Below are 23,972 nucleotides of genomic sequence, written 5' to 3' on the forward strand. Positions count from 1 at the left end.
ACTATTCTGTCATCTCGTTCCGTCACGCTTAACGTGAGGGGTGGAATCGATTCACACGATGTCGGGCTCCAATCCGTTCGAGAATCTGCAGGAACAACTCGACGACGCCGCCCAGTACCTCGACGTGGGCGAGGACGTTCTCGAACGTCTCAAGCACCCCGAGCGCGTGCTCGAAACGACGCTCTCGGTCGAGATGGACGACGGGTCCCTCGAGACGTTCAAGGCGTTCCGTTCGCAGTTCAATGGCGACCGCGGCCCGTACAAGGGTGGCATCCGATACCACCCCGACGTCTCCCGGGACGAGGTGAAAGCGCTCTCCGGATGGATGGTGTACAAGACCGCAGTCGCCGACATCCCGTACGGCGGCGGGAAGGGCGGCATCGTCATCGACCCCGACGAGTACAGCGACGGCGAACTCGAGCGCGTCACTCGCGCGTTCGCGACGGAACTCCGTCCGTTCATCGGCGTCGACAAGGACGTTCCCGCGCCCGACGTGAACACCGGCCAGCGGGAGATGAACTGGATCAAAGACACCTACGAGACACTCGAGAACACCACCGAACCCGGCGTCATCACCGGGAAGGCACCCGAGAACGGCGGGAGCGCGGGCCGCGTCGAGGCGACCGGTCGCTCCACGATGTTCGCCGCCCGCGAGGTGTTCGACTACCTCGGGAAGGACATCGAGGGCGCGAGCGTCGCCGTACAGGGGTACGGCAACGCTGGCTCCGTCGCGGCGTCCCTCATCGACGACCTGGGCGCGGACGTCGTCGCCGTCTCGGACTCCTCGGGCGCCATCTACAACTCCGACGGGTTCGACACGCGGAAGGTCAAGCAGTACAAGGCCGAAACCGGCTCCGTCACGGGCTACGGCGCGGCGACGGACGAGTTGTCGAATCGTGACCTGCTCACGCTAGACGTCGACCTCCTCGTCCCCGCCGCCCTGGAGAACGCCGTAAACGGTGACCTCGCCAGAGACGTGCAAGCCGACGTGGTCGTCGAGGCCGCCAACGGCCCGCTCACACCGGACGCCGACGACGTGCTCACCGAGCGCGGCGTCCACGTCGTGCCGGACATCCTCGCGAACGCCGGCGGCGTCACCGTCTCGTACTTCGAGTGGGTGCAGAACCGCCAGCGCTTCCAGTGGACCGAGGCGCGCGTGAACGACGAACTCGAGGCGCTCATCACTGACGCCTTCGACGCGATGACCGACGCCTACGAGAAAAACGACCTGCCGAACTTCCGGACCGCCGCGTACGTCGTTGCAGTGCAGCGCGTCGTCGACGCCTACGAGGGCAGCGGGAGTTGGCCGTAGTCCGGAACCGCGAAATCCCGAATCTACAGGAAGCCGGCGTCTGCGAGCCGCTCGACACCCTCCTCCAGTCGCTCCTTACTGGCCGCGTACGAAAGCCGCGCGTACCCCGGCGCGCCGAACGCGCTCCCCGGAACCGTCGCGACGTGGGCCTCCTTCAGCGCGTTCTGACACCACTGCTCGTCGTCCTCCTCGACGGGTATCATCGCGTAGAACGCGCCTTCAGGCGTCGGCATGTCGATGCCGTGGTCGGCGAACAACTCCAGCAAGAAGTCGCGGCGCTCCTCGAAGGCCTCGACCATCTCGTCGACGGCGTCGTCGGTGTTCGTCATCGCTTCGACGCCCGCGTGCTGGACGAACGTCGCCGCCGACGAGACGGAGTGGGATTGCACTTTGCCGACCTGCGAGACCACGTTCTCGGGCGCGGCGAGATAGCCGAGTCGCCATCCCGTCATCGAGTACGCCTTCGAGAAGCCGTTGATGGTGACGGTGCGCTCGAACATCCCGTCGAGGCTCGCGAGGCTGACGTGCTCGGGGCCGTAGTTGATGTGCTGGTAGATCTCGTCAGAGATCACGGTGACGTCGTGCTCGACCGCGAGGTCGCGCACGCCCTCCATCGCGGCCCGCGAGTACACCGCACCGGTGGGGTTGCTCGGGGAGTTCACCACGAGCACTGCGGTGTCGTCGGTCACCGCGTCCGCGAGGTCGTCGAGCGCTGGCTCCAACTGGAAGTCGTGGGGCGCGAGGTCGACCCGGGAGGGGTCCGCGCCGGCCATCTTCGCCATCGCCTCGTAGGACACCCACGCGGGGTCGAGCAACGTGACGCCGTCACCCTCGTCGACGAGCGCCTGGAACGACTCGAACAGCGCCTGCTTCGCGCCTGGCGTGACCACGACGTTGCCCGCCTCGTAATCGAGGCCATCACTCCGGAGCTTCGCCGCGACCTCCTCACGCAGGCGTGGAATCCCGTTCGACGGCGCGTACTTCGTCTCCCCGGCGTCGAGCGCGTCCTTGCCCGCCTGCTTGACGTTCTCCGGGGTGTCGAAGTCCGGTTCGCCCACCGAGAGGTCGACAACGTCGACGCCGTCGGCCTCGAGTTCGCTGGCGAGGTTGCTCACCGCGAGCGTCGCGCTCGGCTCCACCCGGGTGACGCGGTCGGCGAAACGCATCTCAGAGCGCCTCCGCGAGGTGGACCGCGCTGTCCACGGCCTCTGCGCCTTTCTCGACCCGTTCGCGGGCTTCCGCTCCCGACATCCCGGGACCGGTGACGCCGTACGCGACCGGTGTGTCGCGGTCCAGGCTCACGTCGGTGAGTTTCTGCGCAGTCGAGTGCGCGATGACCTGGTCGTGGTCCGTGTCGCCGGTGACGATGGCGCCGACGACCGCCACACAATCCACGCTCTCGCGGCGCGCGAGACGGTCTGCGGCCAGCGGTGCGTCGTACACGCCCGGCACACGCGCCGTCTCGACCACCTCGGCGTCTGCGTCGGCGGCCGCTTCGAGGGCTGCGTCCTCCATCTGTTCCGTGACGCTGCGGTTGAACTCCGCAACGACGAGTCCGAGGGCTACCATGCGTGGTTCGTCGCCCGGAGCGGGTAAAATCCTACCGCAACTGGCAGGCACCCCCGGCCGGTTTGGCCGACACAGCGGGCGCCAGCACGTTCCGACTGGACGATACACGGAAAACTTCTAAGCACCCGGTTCCGTTGATTGAACGAAGCATGGTCTCTGCGTCTACTGTCTCCGCGTCCGACGCCGGCACGTCGCGACGCCGTCGCGTCGCCATCGCCGTGGTCGCTGCCACGCTGGTCGCGCTCGTCCTCCGATTCGTCGCGCTGGGCGACCGCGTCTTCCACTGGGACGAGGCGCGCGTCGGCTACTGGATCTTGCGCTACCAGGCCACGGGCGAGTGGCACTACCGCGCCATCGTCCACGGCCCCTTCCTCTTCCACGTCAACGAACTCCTGTTCGGCGTGTTCGGCGCCTCCGACGCCATCGCGCGCTACGCCGTCGCGCTCGTCGGCGGCCTCCTGCCGCTGGCCGCGTGGCTGTTCCGGACCCGCCTCGACGACGTCGAGGTGGCCGCGCTCGCGGTCTTCCTCGCGCTCAACCCCGTGCTCGTCTACTACTCCCGATTCATGCGCAACGACGTGCTCGTCGGTGCGTTCGCGCTGTTCGCTGTCGGGTTCGCGGTGCACGCCATCGACACGGGGCGCGGTGGCTACCTGGTCGCGGCGGGCGCGGCGCTGGGCCTCGCATTCACCGCGAAGGAGAACGCGCTCGTCTACGCCGGCATCTTCGTCGGGGCGGGCGCGCTCCTCCTCGACGGCCGCCTGTTCACTGCCCGCGCCCGCGGTGAGTCGTGGGCGTCGGTCGCGGGCGACCGCGTCCAGTGGGCCGGCAGAGAAGTGGGCGCGTGGTGGCGCGCTATCGCGGGCGGTGTGCTCGCGTTCGCGCTCGTCGTGGTCGTCTTCTACGCGCCCCGCCCCGAACTCTACCGGATGTTCGGCGACCCGTCGCTCGCACCCGCGGTGCTCGGTGACGCGACGTTGGGCGCGTGGAGCGAGTTCTGGGGGACCTGGGGACTCGACAGCAGCGTCTCCCGGAAGCAGAGCTACATCGAGTACCTGATGGCGGCGCTGAAGACGCTCGGTGCGGTCTCACTGGTCGTCACCGTGGCCGGCGCCGTCGGCTTCCTCGCGGACCGTTACCTGGCCGACGACCCCCGTGACCTCGTCCAGTTCGCTGGGTACTGGGCGCTCGCCAGTGTCGTGCTCTACCCCATCATCACGGACATTCCGGGCCACTGGTCGGTGGTGCACGCGGTCGTTCCACTCACGATTCCGGCCGCTGTCGGCGTCCGCCTCGTCGTCGACCGCGGCCGTTCGTCGTTCGCGTCGGGGGACCGCGTCGGTGCCACACTCGCCGTGGTCGTGTTGCTCGCGGCGGGCGCGCAGGCCGCCGTCGTGACCGCTGAAACCTCCTACACGATGCCACAGGACGAGGACAACGCGCTCGTCCAGCACGGCCAACCGGGCAGCCAGATGGGTGAGACGCTCGCGACCGTTCGGTCGGTCGCGCGGGCGAACGAGGGCACCGACGTGTTCTTCTACGGGTCGCATTTCAACATCCGGAACGAGTCGGTCGCGGCGTACCCACATCAGGGCATTCCCCAGCACTGGTTCTGGCGGTTGCCGCTGAACTGGTATCTGGAGCGCGCCAGCGCGGAGACCGATTCGGCGGCCACGCGCCGGGAACTCGCGGGGGTCGACGCTCCCGTCGTCATCACCAGGGCGAAACACTACCGGACGGTCGAGCCCACCCTCGATGGGTACGAGAGCTGGACGTACGAGCTCACGAGTTCGAACACCGTCATCGTCGTCTTCGTCGACCGGAGCGCGCAAGGGTATACAGGATAGTGGGCATTCGATGGCGGCGTTCGGCAATTCTTATGCAGGAGTAGGCGTAACGTCGGGGTGATGACGGTGCCAGTTCCGGGCGCGACCCTTGGCGTCGTGGGCGGCGGCCAACTCGGGCGCATGCTCGCGGAGGCCGCGAGTCCGCTCGGCGCGGAGGTGCACGTGCTCGACCCGACGCCGGACTGCCCTGCCGCTCCGCCCGCGGCCGACCAGGTCACGGCCGACTTCGACGACGAGACCGGTCTCCGGGACCTCGCCGCGGACGTCGACGCGCTCACCTTCGAAATCGAACTCGCGGACCCCGACGTCCTCGAACGCGTCGCGAGCGACGCCGGCGTGCCGGTCCACCCGTCGCCCGGCACGCTGCGCACCATCCAGGACAAACTCGTCCAGAACCGCGCGCTCGCCGACGCCGGCGTTCCAGTAGCGCCGTTCCGCGCGGTCGACACCGCCGAGGACCTCGCCGCCGCGTTCGACGAACTCGGCTCGCCACTCATGCTGAAGGCCCGTACAGGCGGCTACGACGGCCGCGGGAACGCGCCCGTCGACTCCGTCGGTGACGCCCGCGAGACCTTCGACGGCCTCGACGGCCTCGTCGCCGAGGAACTCGTCGACTTCGAGCGCGAACTCTCGGTCATCGGCGCTCGCGGCGACGGCGAGACGGCGACGTACCCGGTCGCGGAGAACGTCCACGAGGACGAGATCCTGCGCGAATCCGTCGTGCCCGCGAGAACCTCGGACGCTGTCCACGAGCGAGCGGACGAGGTCGCCCGCGACGTCCTCGGCGTCCTCGATGGCCGAGGCGTGTTCGGCATCGAGCTGTTCGAGCGCGCGTCGCGTAGCGACGCGGAATCTGCGAGCGGTGGAAACCGCGAGCGCGCGGATGCCCAAATTCTCGTCAACGAGATCGCTCCCCGACCGCACAACTCCGGACACTACACCATCGAGGGGTGTCACATCTCGCAGTTCGAGCAACACGTCCGGGGCGTTCTCGGACTGCCACTCGGCGAAATTTTGCTACGAGCGCCAACTGCCATGGCGAACCTGCTGGGCGACGACCGACCGTCCCGGCCCGCCGAACTCGAGGGGGTTCCCGGCGCGCTCGCCGAACCCGGCGTTGCGTTCCACTGGTACGGCAAACGGGAGGTCCGCCCGCTCCGAAAGATGGGACACGTTACTGCTGTCGCCCCGGACACGCGGGGCGTCGACGGAACGGACCGTGACGCGCTCCTCGACTGTGCCCGGAGTGCGCGCGACGAACTCGCCTTCGAATGACGAACCCGCAACCATGACCACAGTCACCGACCTCGTCGACCTGTTCGAAGCAGAAGCAGAGCGCGACCGCCCCAGCAAGGAGACGCCCGACGTTGGCGTCATCATGGGCAGCGACTCGGACCTCGACGTGATGATGGGGACCGAGGACGACCCCGGCGCGCACCACGCGCTTACGGACCTCGGATTCGCGGAAGTCACGGACTACGACGACGCCCCGGCGGACTACTCCTTCGAGACGTGGGTGGTGTCCGCGCACCGGACGCCCCAGTTGCTGTACGCGTACGCCGAGACCGCACCCGAACGTGGCGTCGACGTGATTATCGCTGGTGCTGGCGGGAAATCGGCGGACCTCCCGAACATGACGGCCTCCATCGCGTACCCGACTCCCGTCGTCGGCGTCCCCGTCCAGGAGAAGTCCGTCGACTCTGTCATCGGGATGCCCACGGGCGCACCGCTCACCGCCGTCGACGCCGGCAAATCGTACAACGCGGCGCTCTCCGCGGTGCAGATGCTCGCCACCGACGACGCGGAACTCCGCGAGCGCCTCCACGACCTCCACGAGGAACGACGGGGCGGCGTCGCGGACGTCTCTCTCGGACTCCACGAGCAGGGAACGGAACAGTTCCGCGAGAACGGGGAGTGACCGACGACGCGTCCGGCCAACCGTGTGAGTGACGACGCGTTCAGCCGACTGAGTTACTGACGACACGTCCACTTGGCCGAACGACGAGTCGCGTCCGCCGGCCGAAGTGACAGATAACACGCCTGTCTGTCCGAAATTTCAGCGACGGTAGCGGTGTCTCGGGTCCCGACTGCACTCGACTACCAGTCGAGACCCGGAACGCGAATGACGCCCTCAAAACGGGGATTTCGGCCGTCTCCGCGCGTGCGCGCATAAATCAACGCTTATGGGCGTGGGGTTCAAACCTCCGCACGTTACGGAGATAATCCTATGAATTCATGGATCGCCATCGGTATGCTGGCGCTGGTGGGCGTCCTCATCCCCGTCGGGATGATGGCCGTCTCGGCGCTTATCCGTCCCAGCGTACCGGAACAAGGGAAGCGAGCCACTTACGAAAGTGGTGAGATTCCGACGGGGGACGCGCGCATCCGGTTCAACATCCAGTACTACATGGTTGCGCTGCTGTTTCTCGTCTTCGACATCGAGACCGTTCTCATCTTCCCGTGGACCGTCATCTACACTGACGCCGTCGAATCCGCCGGCCTGATGGCAGCGCTCGCGCCGATGCTCGTCTTCATTGGCGTGCTCGTCGTCGGCCTCGCGTGGGCGTGGCGCAATGGCGCCGTCCGGTGGGTGCGCAATCCGCGGCACGAACGGAGGAATCCACATGAGCAGTGACAAGCCCCGCGACACGATACTCGAGAGCAGCGACCCGCTTACGGCCACCCGCGACGCCCGAATGGGAGACGGCGTCGACAACCGGTTCAACTCCAAACTTCGGGAGGCGTTCGGCTCCACGCCGTTCATCCTCACGAAGTTCGACAAGTTCATGAACTGGGTTCGGGGGTCGAGCATGTTCATGCTGCAGTTCGGTATCGCGTGCTGCAGCATCGAAATGATGCACACGTACGCGGTGAAACACGACCTCGACCGATTCGGATCCGGCGTTCCGCGCGCCTCGCCGCGGCAGGCGGACGTGATGATCGTTCCCGGGACGATCGTCTCGAAGTTCGCGCCGCGCATGAAACGCGTCTACGACCAGATGCCCGAACCGAAGTTCGTCGTCGGCATGGGCAACTGCACCGCCTCCGGCGGTCCCTTTCAGGAAGGATACAACGTCGTGAAGGGCGCCGAGGAGGTCATCCCCGTGGACATCCACATCCCGGGATGCCCACCGCGACCCGAGGCCCTCGTCTACGGCGTCGTGAAACTCCAGGAACGCATCGCCAACGGCGAATCTTCGCCGGTGACGGTCAAGCCCTACGAACTCGAGGAGTTCGGCGACCTCGACCGCGACGAGATCGTCGACAAACTCGCAGGCGAGATCGAGGACGACTCCCTGGTCATGCGATACAACTGGGCTGATTCGCCATGAGTTCGCAGCGAGAACGCGACGCGGTGCCGGCGACCCAGGACCTCGACGGCGAGGACATAGAGACGCTCCTCGGCGACGACGTCGTCGCACGCGACGACCACATGAACGCGCCCGGATTCGTCGTCCGCGCAGACGCCGTCCAGGACGTTCTCTCGACGCTGAAAGACGAAGCGGGCTACGACCACCTCTCGTGTGTCACCGCCGAGGAACGCGAGGACCGCTTCGAGAGCATCTACCACCTGAAGAAGTTCGACGACCCGACCGACGAGGTCAGCGTCGTCGTGCCGACCTCCCGCTCGGACCCGGTCAGCGAGAGCGCTGAACCCGTGTTCCGGGGCGCCGACTGGCACGAGCGAGAGGCCTACGACCTCGTCGGCGTTAACTACGAGGGACACCCGGACCTCCGGCGCATCCTGCTGCCCGAGACCTGGCAGGGCCACCCGCTCGGACTCGACTACAACCAGAACAAGCCACAGATCGTCGAGTTCGACGAACACGCCAACCCCCTGGAGGGCCACGAGCGCGGGGACGGTGACTCGGACACGATGTTCCTCAACATCGGTCCCCACCACCCCGCGACCCACGGCGTCCTCCACATCGAGACCGTCCTCGACGGTGAGCAGGTCGCCGACGTCGAACCCGACATCGGCTACCTCCACCGCTGCGAGGAGCAGATGGCACAGAAGGGCACGTACCGCTACCAGATCATGCCCTACCCGGACCGGTGGGACTACTCGTCCGCCGGCCTCCTGAACGAGTGGGCGTACGCGCGCGCTGCAGAGGACCTCGCGGACATCGAGGTCCCGGAGTACGCGCAGGTCATCCGTACGATGGGCGCGGAACTGTGTCGCATCGCCGCGCACATGCTCGCGCTCGGGACGTTCTGTCTCGACATCTACGGTGACTTCACGGCGATCTTCATGTACGCGATGCGCGACCGGGAGATCGTCCAGAACATCCTCGAGGACCTCACCGGTCAGCGCATGATGTTCAACTACTTCCGCCTCGGCGGGGTCGTCTGGGACATCCCGGAACCCCGCGAGGAGTTCTTCGAGAAGACCCGGGACTTCCTCGACGACCTCCCGGAGGCCCTCGACGAATACCACGACCTCATCACGGGCAACGAGATCTTCCAGTCGCGCTGTGTCGACACGGGCGCCATCGACGCCGAGACCGTGAAGGACTACGGCGTCACCGGCCCGGTCGCTCGCGCCTCCGGCGTCGACTACGACCTGCGCCGCGACGACCCCTACGGCTACTACGACGAACTCGACTGGGACGTCATCACCGACGACGGCGGCGACAACTACTCGCGGCTCCTCGTTCGCATGCGCGAGGTCGAGCAGTCCGCGCGCATCATCGAGCAGTGCATCGACCTGCTCGAGGACTGGCCGGAGGACGAGCGGAACATCCAGTCGAACGTCCCGCGAACCCTCAAGCCCGACGAGGGCGCAGAGACGTATCGCTCCGTGGAGGGCGCGAAGGGCGAACTCGGCATCTACATTCGCTCGGACGGCACGGACAAGCCCGGACGCTTCAAGATCCGGAGTCCGTGCTTCTCGAACCTGTCGGCGCTCCACGAGATGTCCAATGGCGAGTACGTCCCGGACCTCATCGCCACACTGGGCAGCCTCGACGTGATCCTCGGGGAGGTGGACCGATAGATGGCGACGCCGACACCGCTCCCCGACACCATCGCGCGAATGCTCGGCATCGGCGGGTTCCTCGGGGAACTCGTCTCGATGTTCCTCGCGGCGTTCCTCATTGGGAACATCATGCTGGCGATGACGGGCGTCGCGGGGCCGTGGGCGAAACGGAAGATCACCGCCGCGTTCACCGACCGCATCGCGGTCAACCGCGTCGGTCCGTTCGGCCTGCTCATCATCGTCGCGGACGCGGTGCGCCTGCTCTCGAAGGAACTCATCATTCCGGAGAAGGCGGACCGCCCCGCGTTCGACCTGGCACCGATCGTTCTGGCGTCGTCCGCGATGCTCGGCTTCGCCGTCATACCGATGGGGAGCGGCATCCAGCTCGCGGACCCCGAGACCGGCCTCGTGTTCGTGTTCGCCATCGCGTCCATCGCCAGCATCGGGCTGCTGATGGGCGGGTACGCGTCGAACAACAAGTTTAGCCTGCTCGGCGGCCTGCGCGCCGTCGCACAGAACATCGCGTACGAGATCCCGCTCGTCGTCACTGCGGCGTCCGTGGTGCTGTTCACGGGCACGCTCCAGTTGAGCGAGATTGTCGCCGTCCAGCAGAACACGACGCTGCTCACCGTCGCCGGACTCCGGATTCCGGCGTGGTTCGCGTTCGTCAACCCGTTCGCGTTCGTGCTGTTCGTCGTGGCGAACCTGGCGGAGATCGGCCGCAACCCGTTCGACACGCCGGAGGCGCCGACCGAAATCGTCGCGGGATACCAGACGGAGTACTCCAGTGTCTACTTCGTCCTGTTCTACCTCGGCGAGTTCCTCCACATCTTCCTCGGTGGCGCCATCATCGCGACGCTGTTCCTCGGCGGCCCCGGCGGACCGTTCCTGCCCGGGTTCGTCTGGTTCGTCATCAAGATCTGGGCGGTGTTCCTGTTCACGCAGTGGGCGCGCTCGGCGATTCCGCGCGTGCGCATCGACCAACTCATCGAGATCGGCTGGAAGGGCATGCTCGTGCTCTCCTTCGCGAATCTCATCCTCACCGCGGTTATCCTCGGGGTGACTGGCCTATGATCGGACTACTCAAATCGATGGCAACGACGATGAAACACGCACTCGACGGCGAGACGTTCACCGTCGAGTACCCCGACGAAGCGCCCGAAGTGAGTCCGCGCTTCCGGGGCATTCACAAGTTCAGTCAGGAGCGCTGCATCTGGTGTCGCCAGTGTGAGAACGTCTGTCCGAACGACACCATCCAGATCGTGATGGACGAGCAGCGAAACGGCGAGCAGTACAACCTCCACGTCGGTCAGTGCATCTACTGCCGGCTCTGCGAGGAGGTCTGTCCTGTCGACGCCATCCTGCTCACGCAGAACTTCGAGTTCACGGGGGACACGAAACACGACCTCGTGTTCAACAAAGAGCAGCTGAAGAACGTACCGTGGTACAACGACATCGACCCACTCGCGTCCCGCGAACCAGACCGCGGCGCGTGGATCAGCGAGGGCGAGGGTGAGGTCGACTATCAGTAACAGAGCGTCTCGAAACCTACAAAGGGCGCTCAATCAATCCAATAGGTGACCAATATGCCATACGAGACCATCGCGTTCGCGCTGTTCGCACTCGTAACGATAGCGAGCAGTCTCGGTGTCGTCCTCGTGCGGGACGTGTGGCACTCGGCGCTGCTGCTCGGTGCAGCACTCCTCAGCGTGGCGATTCACTACGTCATGCTGCAGGCCGAGTTCCTCGCGGCCATGCAGATCCTTGTGTACGTCGGCGGCGTGCTCGTGCTGATCACGTTCGCCGTCATGCTCACGTCCGAGCGGGGGGTCGCACAATGACGACCCGGCCGCGCTTCGCACGAGATACCAATCTACTGCCCGGCCTCGCGGCCGTTGCGCTGTTCGCCGTGATGGCGGTCGTCTTCGTCGGTGCGAACTTCGACCCGTCACAGGGCGGATTCCCCGACGAGTCCATCACTGCGGGCCTCGGGTACGTGCTGTTCGACCTCGGCGGCACGCAACTCGCCGCCGACACCGCTGGCTTCCTCGCCGCGTTCGAGATCATCGACGTGGTGCTGGTCGCAGCGCTCGTCGTCGGCGTGATGCTCGCGCGCCGCGAGGACGAAAGCGAGAGCGGCAGGCCGCTGTCCGGGAGGGGTGACGACTGATGGTGCCCATGGAGTACTACCTGGTGCTGTCGGCCGCCATCTTCTGCATCGGCGTGTTCGGCGTGCTGACTCGCCGGAACGCGCTGCTGTTCCTGATGTCGGTCGAACTCATGCTGAACGCCGCGAACATAAACCTCGTGGCGTTCTCGTGGTACCACAGCAATCTCTCCGGGCAGGCGTTCAGCCTGTTCACGATGGCGCTCGCCGCTGCGGAGGTCGCCATCGGTATCGGCATCATTCTCGTGCTGTACCGAAACTTCGACGGCGTGGACGTGACGAACGCCACGACGATGAGGTGGTAACATGGTAGGTGCATTCGACTTCGCGCCCGCGATTCCGCTGCTGCCGTTCGCGTCGTTCCTGATCGCGTTGCTCGTGGGCTACTTCGCCCCGCGCACGCTGCCCAAGGGCGGTGCGATTCCTGGCATCCTCGCGACCGCGGGTTCACTTGTGCTGTCGCTGTGGCTGTTCGTCACAGTGAGTGGTGGATCGTACTACGCCGAGTCGCTGTACACGTGGGTCGCCACGGAGACGTTTAGTCTGCACTTCGGTATCCTCGTGGACCCGCTGTCCGCGATGATGCTGGTCATCGTCTCCCTGGTCGCCACCCTCGTGCACGTCTTCAGTCTCGGCTACATGAACGACGAGGGCGAGACGGGCCTCCCCCGGTACTACGCCGGCCTCGGCCTGTTCACGTTCTCGATGCTGGCGTTCGTCGTCGCGGACAACCTCCTGATGGCGTTCATGTTCTTCGAACTGGTGGGACTCTGTTCCTACCTGCTCATCGGGTTCTGGTTCCGCGAACCCGGCCCGCCGAGCGCCGCGAAGAAGGCGTTCCTCGTCACGCGCTTCGGGGACTACTTCTTCCTCATCGGCGTCGTCGGCGTGCTCGCGACGTTCGGCACGTCGCGGTTCGTCGCCGCCAGCGAGGGCGTCCATAGCTTCCCGCACATGGCGGAGCAAGCCCTCGCCGCAGCTGGCGGTGAGGGGTCGATGCCCGAGCACGTCGGGCACTTCCTCGACGTGGTCGGCATGAGCCCCGAGACGTGGTTCGCGGTTCTCGGCCTGCTCGTGCTCGGCGGCGTCATCGGGAAGTCCGCGCAGTTCCCGCTGCACACGTGGCTGCCGGACGCGATGGAAGGCCCGACGCCCGTCTCCGCGCTCATCCACGCAGCGACGATGGTCGCAGCCGGTGTGTACCTCGTCGCGCGCATGTACGGCTTCTACGCGCTGCTCCCGACCGTGCTCGCGCTCATCGCGCTGGTCGGCGGGTTCACCGCGCTGTTCGCCGCGTCGATGGGCGTCGTGAAGGACGAACTCAAGCAGGTGCTCGCGTACTCCACCATCTCCCAGTACGGCTACATGATGCTCGGGCTGGGCGCGGGCGGCTACGTCGCCGCGACCTTCCACCTGATGACCCACGCGTTCTTCAAGGCGCTGCTGTTCCTGGGCGCCGGGTCGGTCATCATCGCGATGCACCACAACGAGGACATGTGGGACATGGGCGGCCTCAAAGAGAAGATGCCCGTGACCTACTACACGTTCCTCTCGGGCAGTCTCGCGCTCGCCGGCATCGTGCCGTTCGCGGGCTTCTGGTCGAAAGACGAGATCCTCTACGAGGCGCTCATCTACGGCGCCGGCGAGAGCCCGATTCTCCTCGCCGCGTACGCGATGGGCCTGCTCGCGGTGTTCTTCACCGGGTTCTACACGTTCCGGATGGTGTTCCTGACCTTCCACGGCGAACCCCGTTCGGACACCGCACGAGACCCGCACGGCGTCGGCTGGAACGTGAAACTCCCGCTGGTCGTGCTCGGCGTGCTCGCGGCCACGGTCGGTCTCGTGAACATGACGCCCGTCGCGGAGTTCACGGGCGCACACATCGAGTTCCTCCACGAGTGGCTGGTGATTCCGGAGTCGAGTAACTTCGCGGCGCTCGGCTACGACCACTACCACCACCTGCTCACGGAGTTCGCCGGCTACGGCGCCGCGGACATCGCGCCGTACCTGCCAGCGGTCGTCTCGCTCGCGCTCGCGCTCGCCGGCGCGGGCCTCGCGTGGACGCTGTACAACACGCCCGACCCCGAGGAGCACACCGAGCGCCTCGGTGGCGTCAAGACCGTACTGTACAACAACTACTACCAGGACGAATACCAGGTGTGGCTCGCCAGCGGACTCACGTACCCGCTCGCGCGCGTCGCCGACGTGTTCGACCAGGCCATCGTCGACGGCGTCGTGAACGGCATCAGCAGTCTGAGTCTGTTCGCGGGCAGTCGCATGAAGCGGATCCAGAGCGGCGTCGTGACGAACTACGCCGCGCTGCTCACGTTCGGACTGGTCGCGCTCCTGGTGGCCTTCGGCCTCCTCGGGGGGTGGTTCTGAATGATCATCGAGATACTCATCGCTGTCACGCTGCTCTCGGCTGTCGGCGTCATGCTCGCCCCCGACAGGGTCGCGGGCAAACTGGCGTTCGGGCTGAGCCTGCTCCCCATCGTCGGGAGCCTCTGGATGTACGCACAGTTCGACGCGACCGGCAACGCCCTCGTTCAGGGCGGGAGCCTCGCGTTCGAGACGACCGCGAAGTGGATCACGGTCGGCCCGTACACGCTCAACTGGCACGTCGGCCTGGACGGCATCAGCATGCCGCTGGTGGCGCTCACGACGATCCTCACGTCCCTCGCCATCCTGAGCGCGTGGACGCCAATCGACGAACGGCAGAGCCAGTTCTACGGCCTCATGCTGTTTATGGAGGCGAGCCTGCTCGGCGTGTTCACCGCGCTGGACTTCTTCCTCTGGTTCGTCTTCTGGGAGTTCGTGCTGGTGCCGATGTACTTCCTCATCGGAATCTGGGGCGGCCCGCGCCGGAAGTACGCCGCTATCAAGTTCTTCGTCTACACGAACGTCGCCTCGCTGGTGATGTTCATCGGGTTCGCGGCGCTCGTGTTCGCGCTCCCGGTGACGACGTGGGACCTGCCGACCATCGCGGCAGCGCTCCAGGCGGGTGAGTTCCAGACGACCTACGGCCTCGGCGAAAACGGCCTGAAGACGCTGGCGTTCCTTGCCATGTTCCTCGGGTTCGCGGTGAAGGTGCCGACGGTGCCACTTCACACCTGGCTGCCGGACGCCCACGTCGAGGCGCCGACGCCGGCGTCCGTGATGCTGGCGGGCGTCCTCCTGAAGATGGGGACGTACGCACTGCTGCGGTTCAACTTCACGATGCTCTCGGGCGTCGCCCAGGACCTCGCGGTGCCCATCGCGATACTCGCGGTGGTGTCGGTCATCTACGGCGCGATGCTCGCGCTCGCCCAGCAGGACCTCAAGCGCATCGTGGCGTACTCCTCGGTGTCTTCGATGGGGTACGTCCTCCTGGGTCTCGTCGCGTACAACACGTTCGGCCTCGGCGGCGCGACGTTCCAGATGGTCGCCCACGGCCTCATCTCGGGGCTGATGTTCATGTGCGTCGGCGTCATCTACAACACGGCGCACACGCGCATGGTCGGCGACCTCTCGGGCATCGCGGACAAGATGCCCGTCACCGCTGCGGTGTTCGTCGCCGCGGCCTTCGGCTACATGGGCCTGCCGCTGATGGCCGGATTCGCCGGGGAACTGTTCATCTTCCTCGGTGGGTTCCAGGCGACGTTCGCGTACGCCCAGTTGCTCACGGCGCTCGCGATGTTCGGCATCGTCATCGTCGCGGGCTACCTGCTGTTCGCGATGCAGCGGGTGCTGTTCGGGCCGTTCAGCGCGGACACGGAGTACGACATCGTGCCGGCGTCGTTCCACGACGTCGCGGCCATCGTCGTGCTCGTGTTACTCGTCATCCTCCTGGGCACCGTGCCCGAGGTGTTCTGGACCATGATCAAGGACGCAGTCAATCCGGTTGCCGACGTGGCGGCGCAGTCGACTGAACTTGTCTCCTTCGGAGGTGGGCTCTGATGGCGGAACTCCCGCCGCTGACCCCACAGTTGATCCTTGGGCTGACGGCGCTGGTCGTGCTCGGCGTCGACACTATCGCGCCGAACTCACGTAACAACAGCCTGCTCGCCACTATCAGCGGTATCGGCACCGCGCTCGCCGCCGGCACGGCGGCGTGGTTCCTCGCGGCGGGCACGGGCAACTACCGGTTCGTGCAGTTCGACGGCGCACTCGTCGTGGACGCGATGAGCCTGTTCTTCGCGTTCATCGTCGGCAGCGTCGCCACGCTCGTCGTGGTCGCGAGCTACGACTACATCGCCGAGGAGGACTATCTCGGCGAGTACTACACGCTCGTGTTGCTCGCAGCGACCGGGATGAGCCTGATGGCGTCCGCGAACAGCCTCGTGACGGTGTTCGTGAGCCTCGAACTCGCGAGTTTCCCGTCCTACGGGCTGGTGGCGTTCCTGAAGAAAAACGAGGGCAGCGTCGAGGCCGGCCTGAAGTACTTCCTCGTCGGCGCGCTGTCCTCCGCAGTGATGGTGTACGGCATCAGTCTGGTGTACGCCGCCACCGGCACGATGCTGCTCGGTGAGGTCGCGAACGCGGTCGCGGGGACCCAGTTCGCTGGCGTGCTCGGCGTCGGCGTCGTGATGATCGTCGGCGGCGTCGCGTTCAAGACCGCCTCCGTTCCGTTCCACTTCTGGGCACCGGAGGCCTACGAGGGCGCGCCCGCACCCATCAGCGCGTTCCTCTCCTCGGCGTCGAAGGCCGCCGGATTCGCCATCGCGTTCCGCGTGTTCGTGACGGCGTTCCCGCTGTCGGCCGTCTCGGCAACGGTGGTCGACTGGTCGCTGGTGTTCGCGGTGCTCGCCGCCGTCACGATGACGCTCGGCAACTTCGCCGCGGCGACACAGGACCACGTGAAGCGCATGCTCGCGTACTCTTCCATCGGGCACGCGGGCTACGTGCTCATCGGTCTCGCGGCGATCCAGAGCGGGGCGACCGCGCAGAACTCATTCGTGCTCGGCGCGGCCCTGATGCACCTGCTCGTCTACGGCTTCATGAACACCGGCGCGTTCCTGTTCGTCGCGCTCGCCGAACAGTGGGGCGTCGGCCGGACCTTCGAGGACTACAACGGTCTCGCGAAGCGCGCGCCGATAGCGAGCGTCGCGATGACCGTGTTCATGTTCAGCCTCGCCGGCCTCCCGGTGGGTGCTGGCTTCCTCTCGAAGTACATCCTGTTCGCGGGCGCGGTGCAGTCCGGTCTCGCGTGGCTTGCCGCCCTCGCGGCGCTGAACAGCGCGTTGTCGCTGTTCTACTACTCGCGCGTCGTGAAGGCGCTGTGGATCGAGGAACCGGACCGCGACCTCGACCTGCGCGGCACGCCGACCGGCCTGTACGCCGCCATCGTGGCGGCGGCGGTCGTCACCGTCGGCCTGCTCGTGGTGTTCGATCCGGTCGCCCAGACCGCGACGCACGCCGCAGAAGTCCTGTTCTCCTGACGAGGGCACCACCGCCGTCCGTTCGGCGGCGTGGTCTCGTTCCACGCAGACGCGCCGCGCGTTCGCTCGCGTCGAACCAGCAGCCGACGGTGTCCGAACCAGACAGCAACGGTACCTTTTAGCGGTCAGGGTTGATAAATCGGGCAAGAGAATGGTGTCTCGGCTCGTGCTCGGCTGTGGCACGACGGGTCGCGCCGTCGTCGACGAACTCGCGGAACGGCGGGGTGACGTGCTCGTACTCGACCCCGACGAGAGCCGCGTCGAGTCGCTCCGGAACGAGAAGATAGCCGCGGAGACGCGAGACACGACGGACGCCGAGGCGCTCCGCGACCTCAACCGGCCGGTCGACGTTGTCGTGGTCGCCGGCGACGACGCGGGGACGAATCGTCGCACTGCGGCGGCCGCCCGCGAAGTGTATCCGGACGCGCAACTCGTCGTGTACCTCGGATTCGAAGCGACGGCGTCCGACCGCGACGCGCTCGCGGACATCGCAGACGACGTCGTCGACCCCGGGAAGGCCATCGTCGAACACCTCGAGGCGGTGGTTGCGTCGGGCGGACAGACGCGACTTCGAGCGCTCCGCGAGACCCTCGAAGGGATAACGGGAACGCTCGGCGTCTTCACGCACGACAACCCCGACCCGGACGCCATCGCGGCGGCGGTCGCGCTTGCGCGCATCGCCGAGCGGTTCGGCGTCGACGCCGAGGTGTGTTACTACGGAGAGATCTCCCATCAGGAGAACCGCGCGTTCGTGAATCTCCTGGAACTCGACCTGCGGAACGTGGACGCCGAGGACGACCTGGAGTACGACGCGGTCGCGCTCGTCGACCACTCCGCGCCGGGCGTCAACGACCAGTTGGACCCGGAGACTGACGTCGACGTCGTCGTCGACCACCACCCGCCGAAACAGGACGTCGACGCGACGTTCGTGGACATCCGCCCGGGGATGGGGTCGACGAGCACCATCATGGTGGAGTACATCCGCGGGTTCGGCATCGACGCCGGCAGCGAGGTCGCGACCGGGTTGCTGTACGGCATCCGCGTGGACACGAAGGACTTCGCGCGGGAGATAACGACCGACGACTTCGAGGCGGGTGCGTGGCTGTTGCCGCGCGCGGACATCGACGTTCTGGAACGCGTCGAATCCCCGTCGATGAGCGCGGATACCCTGGACACTATCGCCCGCGCGGTCGACAACCGGGAACTCGACGGGTCGGTGCTGGCGTCCTGCGTCGGTTCGATAGCCGACCGCGACACGCTCGCGCAGGCGGCAGACCGCTTGCTCACGATGCAGGGCGTCACGGTGACGTTCGTCTACGGGTACATCGAGGGCACTATCTACGCGTCGGCGCGCTCGCGGGGGAGCGACGTCGACCTCGGCGAGGTGCTGCGCGAGGCGTTCGGGGAGATGGGGAGCGCGGGCGGGCACGCGGACATGGCGGGGGCTCAGCTCCCACTCGGCCTGTTCGACCAGGTGGGCGACGAGGCCGAGGAGACGCTCACGGAGATGGTCGAGGACGTGGTGAGCGCGCGATTCTTCGACGCGATCCGCGGCGAGTGAGCTGCCGACGGCTCCGGGAGCGATGAGTCGTCCGCGGATGGCTCCGGGAGTGAGTCTTTTCACTGGCGCGCGCGTACCGTCGCGTGATGGACGAGGTGTTCGAGTCCGACGGTGGGAAGCCGGTCGTCGAGGACTACATGACCCGCGAGGTGGCGACCGTCTCCCCGGACGACACCGTCGAGGACGTCGCCCAGCGCATCGCGGAGAGCGACCACAACGGCTTCCCGGTCTGTGACGGTCGGCGCGTGGAGGGGTTCGTGAGCGCCCGGGACCTGCTGCTCGCCGGTCCGGACGCGCTCATCTTCACAGTGATGACCGAGGATCTGGTCGTCGCACACCCTGACATGAAGGTGACCGACGCGGCCCGCGTCATCCTTCGCTCGGGCATCCAGAAACTCCCGGTGGTCGACGACGCGGGGAAACTCGTCGGCATCATCTCGAACGCGGACGTCATCCGCTCGCAGATCGAGCGTGCCACGCCGGAGAAAGTCGGGAAACTCGAGCGCACCCTCGAACAGATCCACGGCGTGGAGGCGACCCAGGAGCGCCGCACGGTGGACCTGGCGGAGATTGTGCCGACCCAGGGGAAGGTGTACGCGGACGAACTCCAGGGTAGGAAGTACGAACTCGAGAACGGACTCGCGGAACCCCTCGTCGTCATCGACAACGGCGGGGCGGGAGAACCGAACAGCGACCTCCTGCTCGCGGACGGCCACCACCGCGTGATGGCCGCCGAGCGGTCGAACATCGAGGAGATGGACGCGTACGTCATCGTGCTCGGCCGCCGCGTCGATCTCGGGATGGCGCGCACTGCGGACTCCGAGGACCTCGATTCGATATCGGACATCGACGTGGTGGACTACGCCCGCCACCCGCTCGTGGAGACCATCGAGCGACTGCAGTAGTCGGTCGAGCGATTGCAGTAGTCAGTCGCTCGACTGCCGTAGTCGGTCGAACAGGCCAATCGTCGGGCAGGGTAGTCGGTCGAACAGGCCAATCGTCGGGCAGGGTAGTCGGTCGAACAGGCCAATCGTCGGGCAGGGTAGTCGGTCGAACAGGCCAATCGTCGGGCAGGGTAGTCGGTCGAACAGGGCAGTCGTTGGTCAGAGTATTCGTGGGGGTCTGGGCGCGCCCGTCCCCCGACAGTTCAGACGGACGTGTTCGTGAAAGCGAACGAACAGAAACGTCATTCTGGAAACCATTATCCCCGCTGGTGTGCTGAGTTCCGGGTATGAGCCAGACGACGGAACGAGAGCGGCCGGTAGACCCGCCCAGCGACGACACAATCAGTGAGGAAGTGCTCGCTGTTGAGGGCCTCACGAAGACCTACGGCGACGGCGAGGACGCCGTGCGCGCCGTCGACGGCGTCTCCTTCTCGGTGGAGCGGGGCGAAGTCGTCGGCGTACTCGGACCGAACGGCGCCGGGAAGACGACCACCATCAAATCCATCCTCGGTCTCGTCGTCCCCTCCGCCGGAACGGTCGAAGTCGCGGGCGTCGACGCACACGGAAACCCGCGAGGTGTGTACCAGCACGTCGGCGCGATGCTGGAGGGCGCGCGCAACGTCTACTGGCGACTCACCGTTCGAGAAAACCTCGACTTTTTCGCCGCGCTCGGCGGCCAGAATCCGAAGGCTGCGCGGGACCACCACGACAGACTGCTGAAGCAGTTCGGCCTCGCGAAGAAGGCCGACGAGACGGTGAACGACCTCTCCCGCGGCCAGAAGCAGAAGGTCTCCCTGGCCGCGACGCTCGCCCGCGGCACGGACGTCGTGTTCCTCGACGAACCCACCCTCGGTCTCGACGTCGAGGCGTCCCTCGAACTTCGCCGCGAACTCCGGCGACTCGCGGACGAGGAGGACATCACCATCGTCCTCTCCAGTCACGACATGGACGTCGTCGAGCAAGTGTGTGACCGCGTCGTCATCCTCTCGGAGGGCAGCGTCATCGCGGACGACCCCGTCGAGGAACTCGTCGGCGTCTTCGAGACGCAGGCCTACCGCATCGCCGTCGAAGGCGAGGTGCCGTCGGCGGTCAGGGACCGACTCGACCGCGAGTTCACCGTCGAGAACTGGACGGAAACCAGCGACCGTACGCGCTTCGACGTGACCCTCTCGGACGGCAACGCGCTGTACGGCGCGTTGGACGTGCTCCGCGACGCCGGTCTCTCGCTCGTGGACGTAGACGGTCTCGACCCCGACCTCGAGGACGTGTTCCTGGAGGTCACCGGACGCGCGGACGACGCATCCGGCGCTGACCGTGGCGATGACGCAGAACGCACTGGACGCGCCGCCAACGTGGAGGATGACCGATGAGTGCGCCGACCGAACGCGCCGGCATGGACACCGGATTCCGGGGGTATCTACGATTCCTCCGAGCGTCCTTCAAGAAGATGCTCATCCTGCTGGTTCGCTACCCAGTCAACACCATCTCGCAGTTCGGGTCGATCCTCCTGTTCTTCCTCGTCCTGTTCTACGGCGGGCGGGCCGTCGCACCGACGGCCATGTCGAACACGCTTTCCGGCCTCATCGTCGGGTTCTTCCTCTGGACGCTCTCTATCGCGGCGTACAGCGGTCTATCGTGGGGAATCACGCGCGAAGCCCAGTGGGGAACCCTCGAACAGTTGTTCATGTCCCCGTTCGGCTTCGGACCCGTCATGGTCGCGCGAACGCTCGTCAGCATCCTCGAGACGTTCCTCTGGGGAACCGTCACGCTACTGTTCATGATGGCCGTCACGGGCCGCTGGCTCACCGTCGACCCGCTGACCGTGATTCCGCTCGCCGCCCTCGCACTCGCCCCGGCGGTCGGCATCGGCTTCGTCTTCGGCGGTCTCGCCATCCGATTCAAACGCATCGAGAACGCGTTCCAGCTCGTGCAGTTCGTGTTCGTCGCGCTCATCGCCGCGCCGGTGGGCCAGTACCCCTGGATGCAGTGGCTCCCGCTCGCGCAGGGGAGCCAGATGCTCCAGTCCGCGATGAGCGACGGCGTCGCGCTCTGGGAGTTCCCCGCCGCGGAACTCGGCGTACTCGTGGTCACTGCGGTCGTCTACCTTGCCGTCGGCTACGCCGCGTTCCACTACTGCGAGCAGTGGGCGCGTCGTGAGGGCGTGATGGGGCACTACTGACTTCACGGTTCCCTGCGGTCACCGTTCGCCATTCTGCGGCCTCCCGCTGGTCGGCCGCACACTCGCCGTTCGCTCGTTCGGCGGTCGCTCCGCGACCGTTGCTCACGGCTCCTTTCAGCCGCCGTTCGCGTTACCGTGGCCTCGCTTCGCTCGGCCACGCTGCTCACGCATCGCTTCGCTCCGCGTTCGCGCATTCGGAGAGCGCGTAGCGCTCTCCCGACCGATTCCTTAATGAATCCTCCGGCAGATTTTACACCCATGTACGACGAGGACGACCTCGCTGACATCCGCGAGGCACGTGAGGAGTGGGAGGAGGACACCCTCGACCCCGTACTCGACGCCTACGGCGAGCGAAAGGACCGCTTCGCTACCGTCTCGAACATGGAAGTCGACCGCCTCTACACCCCAGATGACGTCGCGGACACCGACTACGAGGAGGACCTCGGGTTCCCCGGCGAGTTCCCGTACACACGCGGCGTCTACACCACGGGCTACCGAGGCCGCACGTGGACGATGCGCCAGTTCGCCGGCTTCGGCACCGCCGAGGAGACCAACGAGCGCTTTCACTACCTCATCGACGAGGGCCAGACCGGCCTCTCGACGGCCTTCGACATGCCCTCGCTGATGGGTCTGGACTCCGACGACCCGATGAGTCTCGGCGAAGTCGGGAAGGAAGGCGTCGCGGTAGACACGCTCGCGGACATGGAGATTCTCTTCGACGGCATCGACCTCAGCGAGGTCTCGACGTCGTTCACCATCAATCCGAGCGCGCCCGTCATCTACGCGATGTACCTCGCGCTCGCCGACCAGCAGGGCGTCCCGCGCGAGGAGATCCGGGGCACCCTCCAGAACGACATGCTCAAGGAGTTCATCGCGCAGAAGGAGTGGGTCGTTCCGCCGGAGCCGTCCCTCGATCTCGTCACGGACGTCGTGGAGTTCTGCGCCACCGAGACGCCGAAGTTCCACCCCATCTCCATCTCGGGCTACCACATCCGGGAGGCCGGGTCGACGGCAGTGCAGGAACTCGCGTTCACGCTCGCTGACGGCTTTGCGTACGTCGAGGACGCCGTCGAGCGCGGCATGGACGTCGACGAGTTCGCCCCGCAGTTGTCCTTTTTCTTCAATTCGCACAACTCCGTCTTCGAGGAGGTCGCGAAGTTCCGCGCCGCGCGGCGCATCTACGCTCGCGTGATGGACGAGTGGTACGACGCGGAGGCCGAGGGCTCGAAGGCCCTGAAGTTCCACACCCAGACCGCGGGACAGAGCCTCACTGCCCAGCAGCCCCTGAACAACGTCGCACGCGTCACGCTGCAGGCGCTCGCGGCGGTCCTCGGCGGGAGCCAGAGCATCCACACGAACTCCTACGACGAGGCGCTCGCGCTCCCGTCCGAGGAGGCAGTTCGCGTCGCCCTGCGCTCCCAGCAGATTATCGCCGAGGAGTCCGGCGCGGCGGACATCGTCGACCCTCTGGGCGGCAGTTTCGCCGTCGAATCCCTCACCGACGAGGTCGAGGAGGAGGCGATGGCGTACATCGAGGAGATCCGGGAGATGGGCGACGGTTCCGTGCGCGACGGCGTTCTCAAGGGAATCGAGGAGGGGTACTTCCACCGCGAAATCCAGGAGTCCGCCTACGAGTACCAGTCTCGCGTGGACGACGACGAGGAGACGGTCGTCGGCGTCAACGCCTACGAGATGGACGAGGACACCAGCCCCGACCTCCTGCACGTCGACGAGGACGAAACCCGCGAACGCCAGCTATCCCGCCTCGAGTCGGTCAAGGACGAGCGCGACGACGACGCCGTCGAGGCCGCACTCGACGAACTCCGTGACGTCATCCAGACCGACGAGAACGCGATGCCGTACATCGTCGACGCGGTGAAGGCGTACGCGACGATGGGTGAGATAATGCAGGTCTTCGAGGACGAGTACGGCGGCTACCAGGAGACGGCCGCAGTCGCCTGATTCGCTCCAGTTTTTGACCCGTACTCTTTCGAAGTC

At 66.3% G+C, this 23,972-nt stretch carries 22 protein-coding genes; 20 read left to right on the forward strand and 2 right to left on the reverse strand.

Annotation, left to right across the window (positions count from 1 at the left end; genetic code table 11):
• The first annotated feature begins 58 nt into the window (after window positions 1-58).
• Window positions 59-1,312, forward strand: coding sequence for a Glu/Leu/Phe/Val family dehydrogenase (locus tag LT970_RS04060; RefSeq protein WP_232688185.1), 1,254 nt, complete (start codon window positions 59-61; stop codon window positions 1,310-1,312).
• A gap of 23 nt (window positions 1,313-1,335) precedes the next feature.
• Here the strand turns inward: LT970_RS04060 and LT970_RS04065 are convergent, their stop codons facing one another.
• Both LT970_RS04065 and ribH read right to left on the reverse strand, forming a co-directional pair.
• On the reverse strand, window positions 1,336-2,478 hold the full coding sequence (locus LT970_RS04065; protein ID WP_232688186.1) for a pyridoxal phosphate-dependent aminotransferase: 1,143 nt from the start codon (window positions 2,476-2,478) through the stop codon (window positions 1,336-1,338).
• A 1-nt stretch (window position 2,479) separates the two neighbouring features.
• The gene (ribH, locus tag LT970_RS04070) at window positions 2,480-2,881 is read right to left on the reverse strand and encodes a 6,7-dimethyl-8-ribityllumazine synthase (RefSeq protein WP_232688187.1); all 402 of its coding nucleotides are present in this window, start codon (window positions 2,879-2,881) and stop codon (window positions 2,480-2,482) included.
• A gap of 149 nt (window positions 2,882-3,030) precedes the next feature.
• Here ribH and LT970_RS04075 point away from each other — a divergent pair, with 149 nt between their 5' ends.
• The 19 genes from LT970_RS04075 to LT970_RS04165 all read left to right on the forward strand — a co-directional run bounded on the left by LT970_RS04075 (window position 3,031) and on the right by LT970_RS04165 (window position 23,936).
• Window positions 3,031-4,728 carry a flippase activity-associated protein Agl23 gene (locus LT970_RS04075; RefSeq protein WP_232688188.1) on the forward strand — a complete coding sequence of 566 codons (1,698 nt, stop codon included), beginning with the start codon at window positions 3,031-3,033 and terminating at the stop codon, window positions 4,726-4,728.
• A gap of 57 nt (window positions 4,729-4,785) precedes the next feature.
• Complete coding sequence (locus tag LT970_RS04080) at window positions 4,786-6,003, forward strand: 5-(carboxyamino)imidazole ribonucleotide synthase (RefSeq protein WP_349292235.1); 1,218 nt, start codon at window positions 4,786-4,788, stop codon at window positions 6,001-6,003.
• Between the two features lie 13 nt (window positions 6,004-6,016).
• Window positions 6,017-6,646, forward strand: coding sequence for a 5-(carboxyamino)imidazole ribonucleotide mutase (purE, locus tag LT970_RS04085; RefSeq protein ID WP_232688190.1), 630 nt, complete (start codon window positions 6,017-6,019; stop codon window positions 6,644-6,646).
• Window positions 6,647-6,955: 309 nt separating this feature from the next.
• A complete protein-coding gene (locus LT970_RS04090; RefSeq protein WP_232688191.1) occupies window positions 6,956-7,363 on the forward strand; it encodes an NADH-quinone oxidoreductase subunit A in 408 nt (135 codons plus the stop codon).
• Window positions 7,353-8,060, forward strand: coding sequence for an NADH-quinone oxidoreductase subunit B (locus LT970_RS04095; protein WP_232688192.1), 708 nt, complete (start codon window positions 7,353-7,355; stop codon window positions 8,058-8,060). The genes LT970_RS04090 and LT970_RS04095 overlap by 11 nt, the downstream gene beginning before the upstream one ends.
• Complete coding sequence (locus tag LT970_RS04100) at window positions 8,057-9,724, forward strand: NADH-quinone oxidoreductase subunit D (RefSeq protein ID WP_232688193.1); 1,668 nt, start codon at window positions 8,057-8,059, stop codon at window positions 9,722-9,724. Before LT970_RS04095 ends, LT970_RS04100 begins: the two co-directional genes overlap by 4 nt.
• Window positions 9,725-10,780, forward strand: a complete 1,056-nt coding sequence (locus LT970_RS04105; protein ID WP_349292236.1) for a complex I subunit 1/NuoH family protein — start codon at window positions 9,725-9,727, stop codon at window positions 10,778-10,780.
• A complete protein-coding gene (locus LT970_RS04110; protein ID WP_232688194.1) occupies window positions 10,777-11,238 on the forward strand; it encodes a NuoI/complex I 23 kDa subunit family protein in 462 nt (153 codons plus the stop codon). Before LT970_RS04105 ends, LT970_RS04110 begins: the two co-directional genes overlap by 4 nt.
• A 54-nt stretch (window positions 11,239-11,292) precedes the next feature.
• Window positions 11,293-11,547, forward strand: a complete 255-nt coding sequence (locus LT970_RS04115) for an NADH-quinone oxidoreductase subunit J (protein ID WP_232688682.1) — start codon at window positions 11,293-11,295, stop codon at window positions 11,545-11,547.
• Window positions 11,544-11,876 (forward strand): NADH-quinone oxidoreductase subunit F, encoded by a 333-nt coding sequence (locus LT970_RS04120; RefSeq protein ID WP_232688195.1) that lies wholly within the window; start codon window positions 11,544-11,546, stop codon window positions 11,874-11,876. The genes LT970_RS04115 and LT970_RS04120 overlap by 4 nt, the downstream gene beginning before the upstream one ends.
• On the forward strand, window positions 11,876-12,178 hold the full coding sequence (nuoK, locus tag LT970_RS04125) for an NADH-quinone oxidoreductase subunit NuoK (RefSeq protein WP_232688196.1): 303 nt from the start codon (window positions 11,876-11,878) through the stop codon (window positions 12,176-12,178). The genes LT970_RS04120 and nuoK overlap by 1 nt, the downstream gene beginning before the upstream one ends.
• 1 nt (window position 12,179) lies before the next feature.
• On the forward strand, window positions 12,180-14,255 hold the full coding sequence (nuoL, locus tag LT970_RS04130; protein ID WP_232688197.1) for an NADH-quinone oxidoreductase subunit L: 2,076 nt from the start codon (window positions 12,180-12,182) through the stop codon (window positions 14,253-14,255).
• Window positions 14,256-15,809 carry a complex I subunit 4 family protein gene (locus tag LT970_RS04135; RefSeq protein WP_232688198.1) on the forward strand — a complete coding sequence of 518 codons (1,554 nt, stop codon included), beginning with the start codon at window positions 14,256-14,258 and terminating at the stop codon, window positions 15,807-15,809.
• Window positions 15,809-17,290, forward strand: coding sequence for an NADH-quinone oxidoreductase subunit N (locus tag LT970_RS04140; RefSeq protein WP_232688199.1), 1,482 nt, complete (start codon window positions 15,809-15,811; stop codon window positions 17,288-17,290). The genes LT970_RS04135 and LT970_RS04140 overlap by 1 nt, the downstream gene beginning before the upstream one ends.
• Window positions 17,291-17,441: 151 nt before the next feature.
• Entirely contained in the window at window positions 17,442-18,851 is a 1,410-nt protein-coding gene (locus LT970_RS04145) for a DHH family phosphoesterase (RefSeq protein ID WP_232688200.1), read from the forward strand.
• Window positions 18,852-18,937: 86 nt separating this feature from the next.
• Entirely contained in the window at window positions 18,938-19,756 is an 819-nt protein-coding gene (locus LT970_RS04150) for a CBS pair associated ParBc domain-containing protein (RefSeq protein ID WP_232688201.1), read from the forward strand.
• 326 nt (window positions 19,757-20,082) lie between these two features.
• Window positions 20,083-21,165 carry an ABC transporter ATP-binding protein gene (locus LT970_RS04155; protein WP_232688202.1) on the forward strand — a complete coding sequence of 361 codons (1,083 nt, stop codon included), beginning with the start codon at window positions 20,083-20,085 and terminating at the stop codon, window positions 21,163-21,165.
• Complete coding sequence (locus tag LT970_RS04160; protein ID WP_232688203.1) at window positions 21,162-21,974, forward strand: ABC transporter permease; 813 nt, start codon at window positions 21,162-21,164, stop codon at window positions 21,972-21,974. Before LT970_RS04155 ends, LT970_RS04160 begins: the two co-directional genes overlap by 4 nt.
• 258 nt (window positions 21,975-22,232) lie before the next feature.
• Entirely contained in the window at window positions 22,233-23,936 is a 1,704-nt protein-coding gene (locus LT970_RS04165) for an acyl-CoA mutase large subunit family protein (protein ID WP_232688204.1), read from the forward strand.
• The last annotated feature ends 36 nt before the right edge of the window (window positions 23,937-23,972 follow it).

It is taken from the genome of Halobacterium zhouii, assembly GCF_021249405.1.
In the GTDB taxonomy this organism is placed as follows: domain Archaea; phylum Halobacteriota; class Halobacteria; order Halobacteriales; family Halobacteriaceae; genus Halobacterium; species Halobacterium zhouii.